General features: G+C 43.9%; 11 protein-coding genes. 5 read left to right on the top strand and 6 right to left on the bottom strand.

The annotated features are described in order from the left end of the window. Positions 1-5: 5 nt before the first annotated feature. On the bottom strand, positions 6-2,225 hold the full coding sequence (locus ACRRS0_RS13750) for a TonB-dependent receptor (protein ID WP_432452613.1): 2,220 nt from the start codon (positions 2,223-2,225) through the stop codon (positions 6-8). A 27-nt stretch (positions 2,226-2,252) separates the two neighbouring features. Then, positions 2,253-3,515 (bottom strand): MFS transporter, encoded by a 1,263-nt coding sequence (locus tag ACRRS0_RS13745; RefSeq protein WP_432469667.1) that lies wholly within the window; start codon positions 3,513-3,515, stop codon positions 2,253-2,255. Between the two features lie 95 nt (positions 3,516-3,610). On the opposite strand from ACRRS0_RS13745, the gene ACRRS0_RS13740 reads away from it, so the two are divergent. The 4 genes from ACRRS0_RS13740 (at position 3,611) to ACRRS0_RS13725 (ending at position 9,918) form a co-directional block, all read left to right on the top strand. Then, the gene (locus tag ACRRS0_RS13740; RefSeq protein WP_432452615.1) at positions 3,611-5,371 is read left to right on the top strand and encodes an IucA/IucC family protein; all 1,761 of its coding nucleotides are present in this window, start codon (positions 3,611-3,613) and stop codon (positions 5,369-5,371) included. A gap of 183 nt (positions 5,372-5,554) precedes the next feature. Next, positions 5,555-6,985, top strand: coding sequence for a Wzz/FepE/Etk N-terminal domain-containing protein (locus ACRRS0_RS13735; RefSeq protein WP_432452616.1), 1,431 nt, complete (start codon positions 5,555-5,557; stop codon positions 6,983-6,985). A 29-nt stretch (positions 6,986-7,014) separates the two neighbouring features. Then, complete coding sequence (locus ACRRS0_RS13730; RefSeq protein ID WP_432452617.1) at positions 7,015-8,097, top strand: glycosyltransferase; 1,083 nt, start codon at positions 7,015-7,017, stop codon at positions 8,095-8,097. 9 nt (positions 8,098-8,106) lie between these two features. Continuing rightward, the gene (locus tag ACRRS0_RS13725) at positions 8,107-9,918 is read left to right on the top strand and encodes a sugar transferase (RefSeq protein WP_432452618.1); all 1,812 of its coding nucleotides are present in this window, start codon (positions 8,107-8,109) and stop codon (positions 9,916-9,918) included. Between the two features lie 129 nt (positions 9,919-10,047). Here ACRRS0_RS13725 and ACRRS0_RS13720 read toward each other — a convergent pair. The 4 genes from ACRRS0_RS13720 to ACRRS0_RS13705 form a co-directional block, all read right to left on the bottom strand. Next, positions 10,048-11,207, bottom strand: a protein-coding gene (locus ACRRS0_RS13720) for an IS3 family transposase (RefSeq protein ID WP_432452619.1) whose coding sequence is annotated in 2 segments (ribosomal slippage) — positions 10,048-10,958 and positions 10,958-11,207 — 1,161 coding nt in all. Because the reading frame shifts where the segments join, the coding sequence is not laid out codon by codon here. Positions 11,208-11,344: 137 nt separating this feature from the next. Beyond that, positions 11,345-11,593 (bottom strand): DUF3297 family protein, encoded by a 249-nt coding sequence (locus tag ACRRS0_RS13715; RefSeq protein ID WP_432452620.1) that lies wholly within the window; start codon positions 11,591-11,593, stop codon positions 11,345-11,347. A 588-nt stretch (positions 11,594-12,181) separates the two neighbouring features. Further along, complete coding sequence (locus ACRRS0_RS13710) at positions 12,182-16,108, bottom strand: hypothetical protein (protein ID WP_432452621.1); 3,927 nt, start codon at positions 16,106-16,108, stop codon at positions 12,182-12,184. 714 nt (positions 16,109-16,822) lie between these two features. Next, on the bottom strand, positions 16,823-18,259 hold the full coding sequence (locus ACRRS0_RS13705) for an alanine/glycine:cation symporter family protein (protein ID WP_432452622.1): 1,437 nt from the start codon (positions 18,257-18,259) through the stop codon (positions 16,823-16,825). Between the two features lie 668 nt (positions 18,260-18,927). Here ACRRS0_RS13705 and ACRRS0_RS13700 point away from each other — a divergent pair. Continuing rightward, complete coding sequence (locus tag ACRRS0_RS13700) at positions 18,928-19,290, top strand: STAS domain-containing protein (RefSeq protein ID WP_432452623.1); 363 nt, start codon at positions 18,928-18,930, stop codon at positions 19,288-19,290. Positions 19,291-19,307: the final 17 nt, after the last annotated feature.

The raw sequence follows: 19,307 nt of genomic DNA, 5'->3' as shown, positions 1-19,307 counted from the left end.
TATCCTTAGAAAACGGCGTTGTAGCTAACTGAGAAGGTGGTGCCTTTACCCTTGTAGGTAAATAACTCCGAGGCTGACAAGCTGCTATAAAGGATCTGTGCGCGCTGACTCCATAGGGTTTCGTAGTCTTTGTTAAACAGATTTTGGATCCCAAAGTTAACTTGTCCCAGCGGCAGTGCGTAGTAGCCGTTTAGGTTTGCCAGTGAGTAACCATGAAGCTCGCTACCTTGATCATCACTGTAGTCGGCCAAGGTTTGCCATTGTAATTCAGCGCCGTAAGCTTGGTTGTCGTAACCAAGGTTTAAGCTACCGTTAGAAGGACTCGCTTCTTCTGCCGCGAGTTTGTTCCACGCGCCATTACTCTCGGTTTCGCTTTTGATTAAATGTGCTTGCAGACCGGTGTAGAAGTTATTGTCGAAGTAGTAGTTTGCCTGACCTTCAATACCATAAATTCGGCGTTGGTCATCGTTAACCACCACCGCTAGAGTACTTTTGTTGTAGGAGGTCGTTTTGTCGGAGATCGAATAGTAGCTGGCAACTTGTAGATCATAGTTACTGCTGGTTTTACGCCAACCAAGTTCAAAGGCATTGGTTTTTACGCCGCTGAGTCGATTGTCGGCCACATTAATGCTGCTGATTAAGTTTGGACCATCGCCATAGGTACCATCGTAGTTACCGTTCCCGTAATACTTCGCGGGATCGGGCAAGTTGAAACCTTGGCTGAAGTTAGCCCAAATTTGCTGCTGGTGGTCGATTTTATAGATGGCACTGAGATTAAATAGCAATTCATTATAATCACTTTTACCGCCTTTAATTACATCCGGATCGTTATACATCCCAATCGCTGACAGGTGTTGCTGTAAGAGGCCTACAATGTCACCGACTTCATGTTCGATGTGCTGATAGCGGAAACCACCTGAGAGCGACCAATCGTTATTCACTTCCCACTTGGCTTGAGAAAATGCTGCAATATTGAGGGTGTCGATATCGGGGTAGCGCTGCAGGTTTTGGGTTTGTTTAAAGTTGAGACCGCCAGAAGCAAGTGCGGTATTGGCATCGTAAATTCGCTGTTTGGCGGAAAATGATTCTGATTCGGCATCGATGCCGTAGGTGAGCTGAACCTGGTCAAAGTCTTTCACCAATACCAGTTTGCCGCCTAATACATCGGTTTCTTGAAGAGACGCGCCATAGATCGGATAGCTATTGCCAGCTAAGGGGGAGCCGGTCACCCGATAAATAGAAGGAAAAGGAAAAAACTGCATCGACTCACTGCGGTAAAACAGTTGCGCCATCAGCGTTTGGCCCAGAATGTTGTGGTGCTGGTATTGACCATTCACCATGACCCGTTCGGTGGATGGCTGTTCTTCAAGGGACAAGCCTTGTTGCACCGAAATTAGATCTGGCCGACCAAAAATCCCGGCGAGATTTGGCCCTAAATAGGTGCCGTAGTCGCTATCTTGTTCGCTGTTGTAATATTGAGCACTCAACGACAGTAGTTGCTGGTTATCGGGTTCAAATTCAAGATTGCCCATGATGTCGATGCTTTGATTAAACTGTAAGTCAGTTTGGGTGATATCTGGCAAAATCATCTGACCGTTGGCATCATAGGCTGCGCCGCTATCTTGGTAGGCGGCAGATAAACGGCCGCGCAGTTTTTCTGAGCCGCCAGCCACACTGAGTGCCAGTTTTTTATTCTGGTCATCACTATTGTTAAACCCAGATGAACCCGCTAAGTTGAGCGCTACTTCAGCCGGGCCGACGCTGGCCTTCTTGGTAATAATATTGATGATACCGCCAGCGGCTCCCGCGCCGTAAATCGCGGTCGCGCCGGAGAGCACTTCTACATGAGCAATATTGAAAGGGTCGATACTGTCTAACTGGCGGCTAATGGCTCGAGTTGAGTTGAGTGACACACCATCGATCATCACTAATGCCGAGCGTCCCCGTAAGTTTTGACCGTAATTGGTTCGACCCTCACCGCCAAAGTCAAAACTTGGGATCAATCGACCGAGTGCGGTTTTTAAATCGGCGCCAGCGTTCACTTGGCGTTCAATTTGCTGCTGGTCAATCACCCACATGGTGGCTGCTACATCGGCGATTGCGGTATCGGTCCGACTGGCAGTGACCACCATCGTGTCCAGGTTGGTGACGGCTTGAGCACTTGAAGCCATTAACAATAATGCAATGGGGCTCAACTTGGCTGTTAAAGGCGTTAATTTGTTCATTCGATTCCTTGAACTAAAGTGACATCATTAAATAACTTGGGTGGCAGGGCGCAGGTATTGCTGGAGGCACAATACACAGGCCACCAGCCCAAGCGCGAATACCCAAATGGGCGTTAATAAGGGAATGCTGAAATACAAACAGCTGCTCGATACGGCGCTACCGACTAAGTAACCACTGCTATGAGCCCGCGACAAAGAGCCACTGCGTCGACTCCGTTCGCTCAAACTCGATGATTGGGACAGCGCTAACTGGCTGTACCAAACTGGGAAACCAGAAACTGCAAGGGTCAGGCTGGTTAGCCCTGCGAGTAATATCAGCCATGGTTGTTGTGCCCCGCTTGAGCTGAGGCCAACCGAGAGGCTAAGTAGCAGGCACCCAAGTGCTAAACACAGTAGTAAAATGGGGGCTAGTGGGCGTTGTTGTTTTGACCACCAGGGGATTAAAAGTAACTGAGAGATCAGTAAGGTGATGCTGATGTATAATAAGATGGAGGCGTATAAACTTGAGGCCTGTTCCCCTTGATAGCCTAAGTCGAGCAATAGTGGCAACAGGTAGAATTGTAGTGTGCTCACCAAGGCAGTCATCAATAGCGCACTGAGCAAAATTAGTTTCAGCTGATTGGGGCGGCGTCTGGTTTTGGCTTGTTCACGAGGGGACTTGCCTGAGTATGTCTGGAGGGGGAAATCTTTGGCAAAATCGACCTGATTTTCAGCCTTTTCGCACAGTTGCTTGATTAGTAAGGGTAGCACTAAAATCAGGGGGATCAGCAGTAAGTACTGCATGCTAAAAGGCAGTAATACTAAGCTTGGGCCGAGTAAGCGACCGAGAGTAATTGCGCCACTGGTTTTAGCGAGTTGGCCTAAGCCATTTTGTTTTGTAATCGCCAAATGGGTTTGCGCCAATATAATAAAAGCGCTGCTAAATAGCCCTAGCGCTAAGCGTGCCAGTGCCATTACCGGTAGCGAAGGCGTTGTTGGTATAAGCAAGGCGAAGTAAAACAACAGATTTGCAAGGATAAAGCCACTGATGGTGATGCGTGAACAGAAGCGGATCCCCAGTTTTGGCAGCCACTTGCCCCAAAAACCGCTTCCCAACCAAAAGCTAATTAAATTAACATTCACGACCGCCGCAATCAGTCCTAGACCCTGTTCCGATCCCTGCAAACCCTTTAATGCTGCAATGTTTGGCAACAAGGCGAGTAGCAGAGTTTGGTTTAATCCCAAAGCGATGAGTAAACAGCGATACAGCATTAACTTGTTAATCTTAATGATAATGGTTTGTATTATCATTGTTGATTTTAAGGTAGTTTGTCAATATATTGATGATGTTTTTAACAAATAAATTTCATTGTGTATTTAAAACAAAAAGCGAGTAGGGAACCACCATGACACAACACCGTGCTTGGCAATTAGCGAGTCAACAACTAGTCGCTAAGATATTGAGTGAGTTACATTTTGAGGAACGTTTAGCGTTTGAACCTCGGTCGCCAGCTGTGTGCGAAGGTCATGCTGTGGCGAGCAAGCAGACGAATTGGCGTCTGGTGACTACCTCGCGCCACTGGGATTTTCAGGCGAGCCAAAGCATTTGGGGCATGTTTATCATTACGCCTGATAGTATTCAATGCAGCGACGGTTTAGCGCCGAGTGCAAGTCAGTTGTTGATTGATATTCAGTCGCAAATTCAAATTAACGATATTAATCTCGCAGGCCTATTAGAAGAAATTCAACAAACGCTATACAGCGATATGTTGCGCATTACTCAACTGCGAAACTTAGCCAGTGATGCGCTGGTGACTATGGATGAAACCTCTCGGCAACGTTATTTAGACGCGCACCCTAAGGCGATTGCCAATAAGGGTCGCTTGGGTTGGGGGGCTGCGGAGTTAGCGCTGTATTCGCCGGAATCAGGTCGGGCATTTCAACTCCATTATTTGGCGCTGAACAAGCAACATTGTGAGGTGGGTTTTGCCGAAGGTTTGAGTCCACAGCGCTTGCTTGAAGAGGTGCTGGGGAGTGAAGCGTATCTGGCGTTGATCAATAAATTGCCCGCGAAGAATCGCGATCAGTTCTTGATTATGGCGGTTCATCCTTGGCAAATGTCGCGCTTTTTAGTTGGGCAATTTGCCGAATGGTTTGCCAATGGCGACGCAATCGATTTGGGTCCTGTTACTGGTGATTGGCTGGCGCAGCAATCAATCCGTACCTTGAGCGCCGTTGACCCAAGGGTCCGTTATGACGTGAAAACGGCATTAACGATTTTAAATACCTCCTGTTACCGCGGTATTCCTGGCAAATTTATCGTGCAGGGGCCCAAGCTGTCGGCATGGTTGGCCCAGTTAACCATTCAAGATCCCTTGTTTGCTCAGCTGGGACTGAGGGTACAGCAAGAAGTTGCGGGGGTATTTTGCCCGCAGCCTTATCAGCAACAAGTCGCAGGAGGCAGCTATCGTTATCAAGAAATGCTCGGTTGTATTTGGCGTGAACGTGCCGAGAGTGTATTAAGTGAGCAGCAGCGTCCGATGTCAATGGCCACGTTGATGCAAACCGATAGTCAAGGCAAGGCGGCGATTGTTACCTTGATCGAACTCTCGGGATTGAGCGCCGAAGCCTGGCTCAGAAAGCTGTTTAAGCATGTGGTGGTGCCGTTATATCATTTGATGTGTCGCTATGGAGTGGCCTTGGTGGCGCACGGTCAAAACATTACCTTGGCCTTGCAAGGCCATCAACCCGTTGGCTGCTTGATTAAAGATTTTCATGGCGACTTACGTCTGATAGACCAAGATTTCCCAGAACTTAATCGCTTGCCGCAGGCGATCCGCCAGAACTTGACCCGCTTGCCCGCCCATTACTTGATCCACGACTTATTAACGGGCCATTTTGTCACGGTATTGCGTTTTGTGTCACCCAAGTTAATTAGCCTTGGGATTGATGAAACACAGTTTTATCGCTATTTAGCCGATGAAATCCGCAGCTATCAAGCGGCACACCCGCAGTTGCAGGAACGGTTTGAGATGTTTGATTTATTGAAACCCGAGATCGAGAAACTATGTGTGAATCGAGTGCGCTTTAAGATTGGCTACGGCGATAGTGAGCAACGACCATTGCCAGAAATTGGTCAGCCGATCACTAATCCGCTGTGTGTTTAATTTAATTTCTCAGACCGATAGCGGATTTAAGGCCATCGGTCTGGGCGTTTATTTTACGGCTTCGCAATCTGCAAAACCGCCTAATTAAAAATCATTTATTGTCTATAATCCATTGTTTTATTTAAGTAATTATTAATGGCATGATTTTGGCTATAACACTCTTGAATTCAGACGGAGAGTGGCATGGGCGAATTATTACCAAGACTATATTTGATTGTGGATGCCTTATGGCGTCGACGTTATCTTATCGTCATGCCGATCCTGTTGATGCCCATTTGTGGTGTCTTAGTCTCGTTGTTCTCCGCGAAGCAGTATGCTTCACATACCAGTATGTTGGTGCAAGAAACCGCTAGTTTAAATCCTTTTCTGGAAGATTTAGCGGTGTCGGCAAATCTAGAGGGCCGGATGGAAGCCCTGACGACCTTATTACACAGCCGGCATGTGTTAACTGAAGTGGCCATTGAACAAGGCTTGATGGTTGAGAGTGACAGTCCACAGCAAAAGCAGCAGGTGATTAACCGTTTATCGGCGGCGCTCACGGTGCGTCAAGTGGGCAAGGACTTAATTCGGATTGATTATCGCTCAGCGCATCCGCAGGGTATGCGTGAATTACTAGAAACCGTCTCTTCACATTTTATTGAGCAGTTACTCGCGCCAGAGCGTTCTTCGATTAAAGAATCAGAACGTTTTCTGCGGGAACATTTAATGTCCAGTAGTTTTGCTTTAGAAGAGGCCGAAGAAGCCTTAGCGGATTACCGCACCCTGCATGCCGATGGTTTACCCGAGCAACATGCGGCTAATACCCAGCGTTTGTCGCAGATCCGTCAACGTTTGATTGAGCGAGAAGCAGAACTTGCTGGTGCAAAACAAAGCTTAGGCAGTATCGATCAGCAACTCTCTCGCACCAATCCGGTCCTGACTCGACTCGAAGAGCAGATCGTGATGAATCGTGCCGAGCTGGCCACCCTGATGTCGCGTTATACCCAAGGTCACTCCAAGGTACAAGCGCTGCAACGGGTATTGCGCCATCTCGAACAGGAGCGTGAGCAAGTCTTATCTTTACCTCTGTCCTCGATTTCGAACACGGATAGCTCGGCCTTATTACAGCAACAAATTTCCCTGACCGAATCCAATGGGGAGATGTTGATCGTGCAAGTTGAAGCCTTAATGATCGCTCGCCAGCGAGTCGATGCCCTCGCCGAAGAAGTCTCACAATTACGCAGTTTAGCGAGCTCGTTGCAGCAGCAAATTGGCTCAGTGGGTGAGCAAGAGAAACAACTGCGGATCCTTAATCGAAATCTCAAAGTCAAGCGTAGCCTGTATGAAAACATGCTGACACGTTACGAGATGGCCCAAGTGACGGGTGCTTTAGGGGTATTTGAACAATCTGATCGGATTAAAATTATCGATCGTGCTTTTACTCCCAGTGGGCCTTCAACGCTGCCAATGTGGTTGTTTGTGCTTGCCGGGCTGGTGGCTGGGATCGTGACGGGGTTCAGTTTAGCGCTATTGGCTGAACTGGCCGATCCCAGTTTACGCACCATTAAAGACATCGAAGATATCGCCGGGGTGACGGTGCTTAGCCGTATTCCACCACTGTCTCACTCGAATTAACAGCCTATTGTGCTTAAGAGGAACAACTTATGAGTATTTGGATCCAAGTGGTACAGCACCTACAGCCGGGGGGCATCGAAACCATGGCGCTCGATTTACAACGGATGGAAGAGGCGCACGAGCAAGGGGTGATTATTTCCTTGGAAGGCACCAAGCAGCAGGCCTTGCAAGACTGGCCGCGACTGCGCCCCTACGCCAATCGCCTGATGTTTTTAAATAAGCAGCCGGGATTTCGCCTTAGCACCCTATGGAAGCTGGTGAAGCTGTTTCGTCGTTGGGCTGTCCCCGTGGTGCATACTCACCACATCGGGCCATTAATTTACGGCGGTATCGCAGCGCGTTTAGCCGGGGTGAAAGTGGTGATTCATACCGAACATGATGCCTGGCATCTGCGCCAGCAGCGGCGTCGTATGCTGCAATCCTTCGCGCTGAAATGGGTTCGGCCGATGATCGTCGCCGATGCCAATTTGGTGGCGAGTGAGCTGAAGTCGGCATTGGGTTTTAACGATGAACAAGTGCAAGTGATTAAAAACGGCGTCGATACTCACAGCTTCGCGGTGGGAGACAAACACTTAGCTCGCCAGCTGCTAGGTTTGCCAATACAGCCTCGATTGATTGGTTGTGCGGGTCGTTTAGAGCCAGAAAAAGGTCAGGCGGTATTGATTGAAGCCCTCAATAGTTTTCCCCAAGACGTACATTTGGTGTTTGCCGGCGATGGTAGCCAACGCCAGGCGCTACAACGTTTGGTGATGGCTCTGAAATTACAAGCGCGAGTGCATTTTCTTGGCGCCATCGAATCAATGCCGCAGTTTTATCAAGCGCTCGATTTGTTTTGTTTACCTTCTTATTTTGAAGGTTTGTCGTTGGTGATTCTCGAAGCGCAAGCCTGCGGCATTCCGGCAGTGGTGACCAATGTTGGGGCTTCAACCGAAGCCCTGTGTCCACGTACTGGCACTTTGGTGGAGCCCGGTTCAGCCTTTGCGATGGCACAAGCCTTGGGGCAGCAATTGGCACTGAAAGCGACAGGCAATCCGCGCCAGTTCGTTAAACAGGTGGGCGATTTACGAACCACCGCCCGCAATTATGCAGCTTTACGTCATCGTTACTTATAGGAGCTTACTATGACCATTGTCACTTACTTGACTCTGATATCGATGTTTTTGGTCGTTTATCACCATGCGCTCTATCCCCTGTTGCTCAAGTTACTGAGTCAGTTGGCCGGCAAGGCAGAACCACAGGAGCCAGTGGCGGTGGTTCGAAAATATCATCGCTCGCTTAACGATGAGCAATTGCCAAGCATTGAGTTGCTGATCCCTGCCTACAACGAGCAAGACTATGTCGCGGCAAAACTGATTAATTTGGCCACTCTGGATTATCCCGATGAGCGCTTAAGCATTAAAGTGGTGTGCGATGGCTGCAGCGATGCAACAGCGACGGTGGCCAGAGAAACCATCGCACAATTAGCATTTTGTAATTTTAGTTTCGAGGTTTGTGAGCAGCCGCAAAATAGCGGTAAGGTGGCGGTGCTCAATCAACACATCGCCCAAAGTGGTGCCGACATCGTGGCGCTGTCGGATGTCTCGGCGTTAATTTCGGTAGATGCGCTGCTGATTGCTGCCAGTCACTTTGCTCAGGATGATGTGGGAGTGGTGTGTGGTTATTATCACCTGTTAAGCCCTGGCTCAGTGGGCGAACAAGCGTATTGGAACTACCAACGGCAAGTGAAGCGTTGCGAAGCCGACATGGGGGCACCGCTGGGGGCTCACGGCGCTTTTTATCTGATTAAGCAGCGTTTATTTCGAGCGATGCCAGAAGATACTATAAATGATGATTTTGTGATCCCCATGGATATTGTGGCGCAGGGCTACCGAGCGGTATACGAGCCAAATATTCGCGCTTTAGAGTTAGAACACGCGGCCGACAGCCAGGATCGCAGCCGTAGAAAACGAATTGGCGCAGGCAATTTGCAACAGTTGATCCGGCTACGCCACATGTTGTTACCACGTTTCAAAGGGGTGGCTTTTACCTTTTTTTCAGGTAAGGCATTGCGGGTGACCATTCCATTTTTGATGTTAAGCAGCTTGCTTGGCTCACTGCTGCTCGCCTCACATTCTCTGGTTTTTATGGCTTTATTGGCCTTACAGCTCAGTGCTTATTTGTTGGCTGCGCTGCCGAGGATGTTACCCATGTTAAAGTTTCCAGGGCCGATTGGCAGCTTGAATTACCTCGTTGAAGGACACTTTTCCAGCATGTTGGGTTGTATTGACTATGGCTACAAGAAGATTAAGAAACACTACTTTACTCACTTACTAAATCCTTGGGTGGTGGTCTTGAAACGCGGCTTCGATATGTTTGCGGCTAGTTTATTGTTGCTATTGGTGAGTCCCTTATTTCCTTTGATTGCCTTGGCCATCAAACTTGATAGCAAGGGGCCGGTGTTTTATCAACAAACGCGAGTGGGTTTAATCGCCGAGGATCGGGCCGTACTATTCTCGATTATTAAATTTCGCAGTATGCGCGCCGATGCCGAACAAGCCAGTGGCGCGGTATGGGCTACTAAACAAGATAGCCGGATCACGCGGGTAGGGCGCTGGCTGCGCAAGACTCGGCTCGATGAGTTGCCGCAGTTATGGAATGTGATCCGAGGGGATATGTCATTGGTGGGGCCTCGGCCGGAACGTCCGGCCTTTTATCAAACTCTGGAGCAGGCCATTCCGTTTTATAGCGAACGAACCGTGGGTCTCAAGCCAGGTATTACTGGTTTGGCTCAGGTGAATCTGCAATATGATTCCAGTATCGAAGATGTAAAGCAAAAACTTGCTTATGATCACCGTTACGCGCTTTCTTTAAGTCAGTGTAGTAGTTGGTTATATCAAGACTTGAGTGTATTACTTAAAACCTTATGGGTGGTCGTTGCGGGGAAGGGCCAGTAAGGCAATTTTATTGCAGAACGCTCTGTGGGTGTAAGTCTGGATATTACTGGCTTGGCTTTGGTGGATCTGCAATATGATTCCAGCATCGAAGATGTGAAGCAGAGCAAAGGGCTCGACAAGCTGTACTGGTCAACCCAAACTGAACACTTTTAGTTGAGAATTTTCAAACGCCACCGGTGATAAATCACCATTGGCCGAATGAAGCCGCTCTAAGTTGTAATACTTCATATAAGCAGCCACATCTTGCTTCATAAATTCTCGTGTTGGCTGATTAACTTTAAACAGCCAATCGTGTTTTAAACTTCCGAAGAATCGTTCAACAACAGCATTATCCCAACACGCTCCTACATCGCCCATACTGGCTCGAATATCAAAACCAACTAATAGCTTACGATATTGTTTACTGGTGTACTGTGAGCCTCTATCACTGTGAAAGACTAAGCCTTTAGGTGGTTGCCGTAAGTTGTAGGCTTTAATGAGTGCTTTGGAAATTAAGTCTGTAGTCATCCGTTTATCAATATGCCAGCCAACAATTCTGCGAGAGTATAAATCCATCACGACTGCTAAATACATCCAACCCTCGCCTGTTTTTAGGTAGGTTACATCACCAGCCCAAACCTGATTAGCAGCGCTTGGGTTAAAGTTCATATTTAGCAGGTTATCAGCGACTGCGTCAGAGTGTTTACGCTGCGTTGTCACTTTATAAGCTTGCCGTTGGGTCACTTTCAGCCGCAAGCGTTGCATCATTGTACGGACAGCATAGCGGCCTACTTGGTAGCCTTCCTTGCGCAATTTCTTCACCATCTCACGATTCCCTAGGCTACCTCGGCTTTTCTTGAATAACTGGCGAACACGGCGATAAAGCTTCAAAGTATCAAGGCCTATCACGTTCGCAGGGCGTTTAAGCCAATCGTAATAGCCTGATTTACTTACGTTCATGACTCGGCATAGCTGCGCAACAGGGAACTGATTTGAGTGTTTTTTTATGAAGCGACATTTTACTTCATTTCTTTCGCAAAGAAGGCGCTTGCCTTTTTTAGTATTTCTTTCTCCATGCGTAATTCTTTGTTTTCTTTGCGTAATCGCTTGAGTTCATCACGCTCAGACTCTTCTAGGGTGATGCCTTGCCGTTGGACTTCGTACCTTTCTTTCCACTTGTAAAGCAGGCTAGTGCCAACCCCTAGAGATTTTGCAGCATCAGCAACACTGTAACCTTGCTCCAACACCATTAGTACCGCTTCATCTTTAAATTCTTGTGGATAACTCTTGTGTGATTTTTTCAAACTCATATAGACCTCTTAATTCATTAACATACTGTCTCAAAATTAAGTGTCCGATGGAATTAGACCAGAACAAGCTATGCAACTGAAAAGCTAAGTTATTTCAAGCTTGAACTATTGATAGCAAGTCGTGGTTTATAAAAGGCTTAAATATAGAAGGCTTCAACCGTTCCTTTGAGCGTGATGAGGATAGGTTGGCCGCGACGATCTAAGGCTTTAGGGGATGGGATTTTTACCCAGCCTTCACTAATGCAATATTCTTCAACATTATTGCGCTCTTTACCGTTCAATCGAATACCGATGTCGTGTTCGAAACACTCTGCTACATGATGTGGGCTGCGAGGGTTGCCTGCAAGGCGATCGGGTAAGGCTGGCTTTGAGTTTGTGTCGCTCATGTTTATGACCTGAAATAAATAAAAGTGGCTTATTGTAGACAATGCGAGACTGACGCTCAAGATTTTAGACAAATCGTTAAAGCAACAATTTGTCTGAGATTTGAAACGTGCTAAAGGCGAACAAATAACGAATAGTCGATCATGGTTCTGATGTCTTTACTCGCTAGAAGCACCTATCGATGTCGACTTGATTTGCGGATCAGCTTGGTTCCTGTTGAAGGACAATAAAGTTTGATTATATTCAAACACGTTTCTGCCCCAAAGTGTTTTAGTTAATCCTATTAGTGGTGAGAAGCAGTTTACACTGTGGTCTATTTTTTCTAATACTAAAGTGTCGACATTCTTTAGACCTTACCAGTACTAGCTCAAATCTAAACTGACAGCCACCTATTGAAAAACGGGTAACTGTCAGAGCAAGTCTGAGCTAGTACAAATTAACAATAGCTCGAAGCTGATCCCGGTTACGGCGCACCATTTTCCTTTTCAAACATCTTATACGTTGTTGCGAAATCGTTCCTATCCCTGCCGAACCTTAATTTTGTTAAGTGCTGTCAAAGTTCGCGTCATCAGCCAATACAAGAAACTCGATCAGTAATACTCGTCAAAATCAATTTCTTCAGGCTTTGCCGTACGAACGATATTATTTCCTGAAAACTTTTTCATTATGTTTTTTGCAATTTGTGCATGACGCATTTTCTTCCCAACCTCATCTGCATATATAACTAGATTTCCATCTTCATCTCGTCGCAACGGTGTTTGAAGTACTTTTTCTATTATCCTAATATTTGATTCATCTGTAGCATCTGAACGAATAAATATACATTTAGTTAACCCCAATGCGGATCGAATTGATAGGCTAACATGCTTTTGTATATAGAATGGATGAAACCGATCGTTCAAGCGACATACCATAATAGACTTAGAACCAGTTAACATCATATTTTTAGAGAAAATTGGTCTAACCATCTTGAATGGTGCAAACATACTAGTGACTACATTCTCTACAAAGTTTTCTCCACGCATTGTTGCTATATAGTCGATACCAGAAAGAGACTCTTCTATTTCTTGTTCGCCCAAGCCGAGAAAACTCATAGAGGATTCTTTGATACGAAATACTTCTTTCTCGAAACCGCCAGAAGTTTCATGTTGACAAGCAATGATCTGCATCAAGTGATAGTGTTCGTTTCTACAATATGCTGACAAATCTAAACCATGCCTTTCTGAATTAATGACAACCCCTTCTAATAAAGGGGAAGCCAATATACAAGGGTGAACATTGCTAGAGGAGGTTGCCAATTGTGGCCTGATACATGGAACTAGTATTTTATGCCGTTTACCTGACATAAAAACAAATCCAAGATGGTTAAATCCAATAATTTTACCAACCAATAAGTCACCCGTTGTTAGTTTTCCTTTACGAGGGACTATGCTCTGTAATGCCGGATACATATCTGCCAATTGAATATTTTTCTTTGCATTCAATAATTCTAACTGACTATCTTGCAATCGAGAGCTTCCATTTGGTTTTCCAAATCCATTGGCCAGTAAATTTATTACATCTAAAAAATACAACTCTTTATTAATCTCAGGATTGCAAGCCCACAACTTGAAGCTAAAATTAATTCTCTTACGGAAAAATCGGACTCGAATTAACTCTTTATTCGAAGAGGCAATTTTAGATTCTTTATTTTTTTCTGGTTTAAGTGTTTTTCGGATTCTCCGCAGCCTTGACATCTGACTTAATGGAATGATCGGTTCCATATTGGCTTTGCTCTCACCTGTAAGTAATTCATCTTTGGTTAAGAATGATTCTATTTTTTCTATATCAGAATCCAACTCTTTGATGGTTGTCTCTCCATAAAGCTTGTCTTTTAGATGTTCCGTTAATATTGGGAAATACTTTTTATATAGACCATCGATTCTACTTATATTAAAGGGTGCGATAGTTCGGACAATAAAATCTGAATTAGTCACACTTTCAGATTTTACTTTTAATTCAATCTCAACGGCATCTTTAATTCGGTCAAAAATATAAAATATTAGCTGAGGTGATATTTGATGATGAGCGCCAACTAAACTACGCTTTTTTTCGTAGAAGTTAAGATGTAACTCCATAGAATCTAGAAGGCTCTCGCTATCTCTTTTGCAATGAAAAGCCATTGATTTATGTACCCACCATAACGTATATAAACAACGAGATGACTGAGGATATTCTTTCTGTAAGTCTGACGCAAAATCAACCAACCCAATATAACTAGGTAAATAATTCTCAACTGTTTTCTTGTATGCTGACTTGTTAAGCCTTCTGCCAAAAAAAATTAGTAAGGAAATTGAGAGGTCAAGATTATTTTTAAATTTATGTATATTTTTTTGACTAATGCCATACGAATTAAGATTAATATATGCATCATCAAATATTGAACCGTAATGGTGAACTGAACTAGACGCTTTGTATAAAGTCATCAATTGATTTAAGTAAGCTGACAACAATATTTCATCATACTCATTTTCACAAAGAAATTGTTCGGTTTTCTCTAATGAGAACTGTATAAATGTGCGAGCAAGGAGAGCATCTCGCTCATCTCTTCCATCGCCCATAATAAAGCTTTCAACCAATGTCGAACAAATAGTTACAAAGCTGCGTTGCTTTTTGTAGTCAAGCTTTTGGGGATTTACATTTTTGAAAATTTCACGAGCTTTATTGGCCCAAAACAATGCTTGAGCTGCATCTTCATATCTGCCTGGTACTGTATGAATAGCAGCTTTTAGGTTGTACCAATATATTGATTCAATATCATTCTCTTCTTCCTCTTCGCCTCCGCTAAGGGGGAAAGAACAGAGAGCGAGATCACAAGCTAGTATGGCTGCTTTTCTCTCCCCTCTTTGATAAAGATTATGAAAAGCTATTGCACCATACGATAATATTTCACCTATTATAAATGAAGTATAATCAACTTTTTCATGTAACTCTTCAGTTATACTTAATCTATTATCATCCCGTAGAAAACCATTTGACAAGGATTTAAGTATAGGTAATAAATTATCAGCAGTTGTTTTGTGAAAAACTTGCTCTTTTAATTTTTTATATTTTGAAACATGATTTTTTACAATATAGTTTAAAAAATTATATGGCTCATCATAAAGTAGTTCATTGTGTTCATAAGGAATTTCTGATTTTGCTTTTAAATAGTGAGGACGAACATACTCTTGAACACGATACTGAGAGCCGCCTTTGGTTAAATAGATGTGAGGAGAACCCTTGATTTCATCTCGAAGGCTTTTGTTCTTTGGCGGTGTACAACCAACCTTATTATATACATATTCTCTCAAGGAGACGATGTCACAACGTCCAACTAATACAACAAGCATTTGAGATAGTAAAACAGCTACCTTCCATAAATTCCTTTCTTCAGAGAGTTGATCTTGCATAACCCACTCATCGAGCCAAGTTTTACCAAGTATGTTTACATTAAACAGTTCGAAATTTGAAGGAGAGCTATTTTTACTTCCCATGTTAATTTCATTTATATACTCAGAAAAATTATATTTCAAAGCTTCATATTTGGAGTGAGATGTTCTCAGTAAAGTAAGAGCCCTAGGGTTTAAGACACCTAGACGTTGCATCGTATCCTCTATTTGGTCAGGGTTAAGTGGCGGTTGAAAAAAACACCCAACAATAGTATTGTTGCTTTTAAAATCATCGTAATGCTCTATTATTCTTTTATAATAAAGGTCTGCGGTTGTTTCTGAGCGTTCATAATACGCTACAGATATTATTTTACTGCAGCATATATACTTAGATATTTCAAAAAATAAATTAGGTTTAATGCTCTTAATGTAAATGGTAAATTCTTTATCTTTAGATAAGTTATCAATGTAAATTGCTACGGCAGACGATTTTATAACGTCTATTGTTTTTAAATCTATTTCCTCGCTATTGATTATTTCTTTTTCACTTTCCTTGTTAATATCATTAACAAAGTATTTTTTAATTAATTTTTTTGTTTTTCTACGAGTCCAGAATGATGAGGTTAGCCACTTAATAGCAATAAACACAATAAAAAAAAATAAAAGTTCAAATAGTAAACCTAAGCTATCAATTACATATATCCTGGCCTTTTCAGATGTAATTAAGTTATTTAAAAACCCTTTATCAATTATAAAGTCCAAAATGATTGTAAACACACTTAAAATAGAAGCAGCGATAGTGTATTTTGAATTTCGTTTTGAACTATTACGGCGCTCCTTATTTTCATTTATTATTGCTATTTCATTTTCAGCCGTTTTGACACACTCTAGGCTATCGATGTCATTTATTACTTTCATTTTATAGGGTTCTTCAGGGTATAAATGGTCCTCAATAAGCTCGCCTGTTCCTAACCCGTTCTCTGCCACAACTATAACGGCTCTTGGTGTGGAGGCGTCCCCAATCAGCAAATCACATATTTCTTTCTTTTGTTTTGCGTAGTTAGAGAAGTATTCCCTATCGAATTTCTCTGAGCTATCCTTGTTCATTATTCAATAACCTATAGTATTAAATCTATTAACATTGAGGTTAGACTGTTAGTCCTTCGTTCATCTAGCTACTATCGCTGTCTTTCTATAACGTTACAACAACTATCTAATAAATCTCTGATCTTAAACAGAAATAAACTAGACCCCCATTCTAAAAACAAAAATCTTTCATACTCTCGATAGCCAAGATTACGCTTTTAAACCCCATCATCTTCGCCGAGTAGCGCAAATGAACAAGGGAGCAAAGTTGAAGTCTGTTTGAGCGTAGTGTTTACTTCAACGCCCTTGAGAATAAGCAACGCAGGGTTTAAGAAGATGCAGGGCGAGTTTTCTTTTTGCTTAGCTAAGCTTTGCTCGTTGAAGCTTAATGATGTCGCCGTAGGCGAAAGCTTTTACCCCGTTGCTAACACTGAACGGGGCAGGACTGGGATAGACCATGGATGCCCAACAGTTTGTTTAAAGCAACAATGATTAAAATTTATTGTAAACGAGCAAACTTTATTGTCCGCAGATAGTTCCAAGCGGCGCGGTTTTAGAGATACAGCGCTCATTAATCTGGAAATTGAAGCTTCAGAACATGGTTCATTTAAAGCTATCGAAGATAGCCATCAGACGAAATGAACCATGTCCATGAAAATACCAAATAGTATTTTTCCGAAAGTTTGTGACTCGATATCTCGAGTTGAGCGTTTCGTTGCTTCAGCTCTCTCGGGTTTAAGCGTCAGTCTTCAAGCGGGCTTTATCCCAAGCTTTGTGATCGATATCTAGGTCTGAGAACTTGGCAGGATCAAATACAGGGTGTTCTATGCCTGCCTTTAATTGTGCTTTGTAGTCATTTAATAAACGGGTAATGGTCGGGAATAACATCAGCAGCGCTAATAAATTCACAATTGCCAAAACACCCATCATCGGATCGGAGAAGAAAAACACCGATGTTGCTGCTGGCGCAACGGCACCGAGAAATACCATCGCAACCACAAACATACGTAGTGAATGCAGCGCAGCTTTACTCTTCGACATAAAGGTGATTGCGTTCTCACCAAGGTAGTAGTTGTAGATAATCGAACTGATTGAAAACAGTAAAATCGCAGCGGTTAGGTAATACTTGGCCCATTCACCGACATGAGAGACTAGCGATTGCTGAGTCAACACCACTCCGTCGATATTGGCAGCACCAGGTACATAAACATCACCAAGTAAGATGATGAATGCAGTACAACTACAGATTAATATCGTATCAATAAATACTGAAAGTGATTGAGTAATCCCCTGACTGATCGGGTGGGTTACATCGGCCGTAGCGGCAACGTTTGGTGCAGAACCAAGACCTGCTTCGTTAGAGAACAGACCGCGGCGTAGCCCTTGTGCCAGCGCTGCGCCCATACCGCCACCAACCGCTTCTTCAAAACCAAAAGCATTGGATACAATTGAATAGATAACACTTGGAATTTCAGTAATGTTGAGCAGGATAACAATCAGTGCCATCGCCACATACCCAACGGCCATGATAGGCACAATCACATCTGCTACTTTTGCGATACGTTTAATCCCACCGTAAACGATGAAACCAGTGATAACAGCCAGAACAATGCCACTCCACATACGGTCAATGCCCATACTGTCTTGCGCAGCACCGGCCACAGTGTTGCCTTGGAAAGCATTAAATCCGATTGCAAATGATGCGATTAAACAAACGGCATAAACATAGGCCAGCCATTTGTAATCCTCTCCAAGGCCATGAATGATGGTGCGAGCGGGGCCGCCACGAAAGGCGTTGCCTTCTTTACGTTTGTAAAGCTGAGCGAGTGAACATTCGATCAGACTGGTCGCCATTCCTACCAGCGCAATGGCCCACATCCAGAATACCGCACCCGGTCCGCCTAAAGTGATAGCAACCGCAACGCCAGCGATATTACCACCCCCCACGCGGCCACCCACAGAGAGTAGTAGCGCTTCACGACCAGAAATCGCATTTTTGCCAGCGGTTTGGTTTTTGTTTAAAAGAACGTGGAACATCCGCCCAAAAAATCTAAATTGAACAAATCCTGTGACCAAGGTGAAAAACAAACCTAAGATCACCAGAAACGGGATAAGTGCCCATCCCCAAGTGAGGTCACCAATGACTCCAAAAAATGACTCTATTAATTCCATTTTGTTGATTCCTAAAATAAATAAGCTTTATTACCCAGTAGCTACCGCGCAAAAATTTCGCAGAGCATAATGCATGCCATAACTTGAAGTCAATTTGTGCTAAAAGTTATATCTTTCTTCGACTAGTGATTGCAGCTGTGTACCCAATAAAAACAGGCCGTTGCTCAGGGAGAGATGAAGCAGCTTGCTCGAATCGTGAGTTTGTTCAGAAGTAAATAAAAGGATAACAAAAACAACAATAAAATAACAACTACGGTAAATTAAATATAAAAACAATCGTGAGGTACGAACAAGAGCAGCATTGCTATTTTGATTCGTTCTTGGCACGAGCCGTATTTTATTTGCTTAGCATTCGGCCATCCCTTTTATTAGTGCGCAACAATTACCAGCAAAACAAAAGTTCACTGCTTAACTCTGCTGGATGTTGCAATATGATCTCCACTGGTTTTTGGCATGTTTGTTGAGCCAGATTAGCCCTCAGTGTTTGCTCCAAGCAAAGAATCCCTAAGCGCAGCTTTTGCATATTGCAAAAGCTGCGATTTTGCTTCTGAAAACCCTTTGTTTATGGTCTCTGTTTTTATGTAATTAATTGATATTTAAAGCTATATATTCATTGGCATGATATTGGCAATAAATCCGTCGAGAACAAATGTTTTGTGGAGCTAATTATGAATATGCAACTAACAACTTCCGTTCAAGGTGATATTACCGCATCCATCGTAGGTGCCTTAGACGCCAGCTCATGTGGCCAATATAAACATGTCTTTGAAGATCTTTGTCAGAGTTCGGCCAACAAGGTCATTGTGGTGAATATGACTCAAGTCAGCCAATTGGATGCTTCTGGTATTGGCGCCTTGGTATTTATGTTTAAGCGGATTCATGCCGCAGGCGGACATTTGATTATTTGTGGTGCTCAGCAACAACCTCGCGATTTATTGCTGATGCTAAGAGTTAATCAAATTATCACCATGTTTGATACCTTACCGTCAAGCGCCAGCGTGCACCAATCATTGTCGTCGATAGCTGCTTAATTGAAACTCAAGGAGTC

Origin of the sequence: Agarivorans sp. QJM3NY_29 (assembly GCF_050870835.2) — a bacterium.
Lineage (GTDB): Bacteria > Pseudomonadota > Gammaproteobacteria > Enterobacterales > Celerinatantimonadaceae > Agarivorans.
Note: the sequence above shows the minus strand (reverse complement) of the source record. Positions and strands in the feature narration are given on the sequence as shown.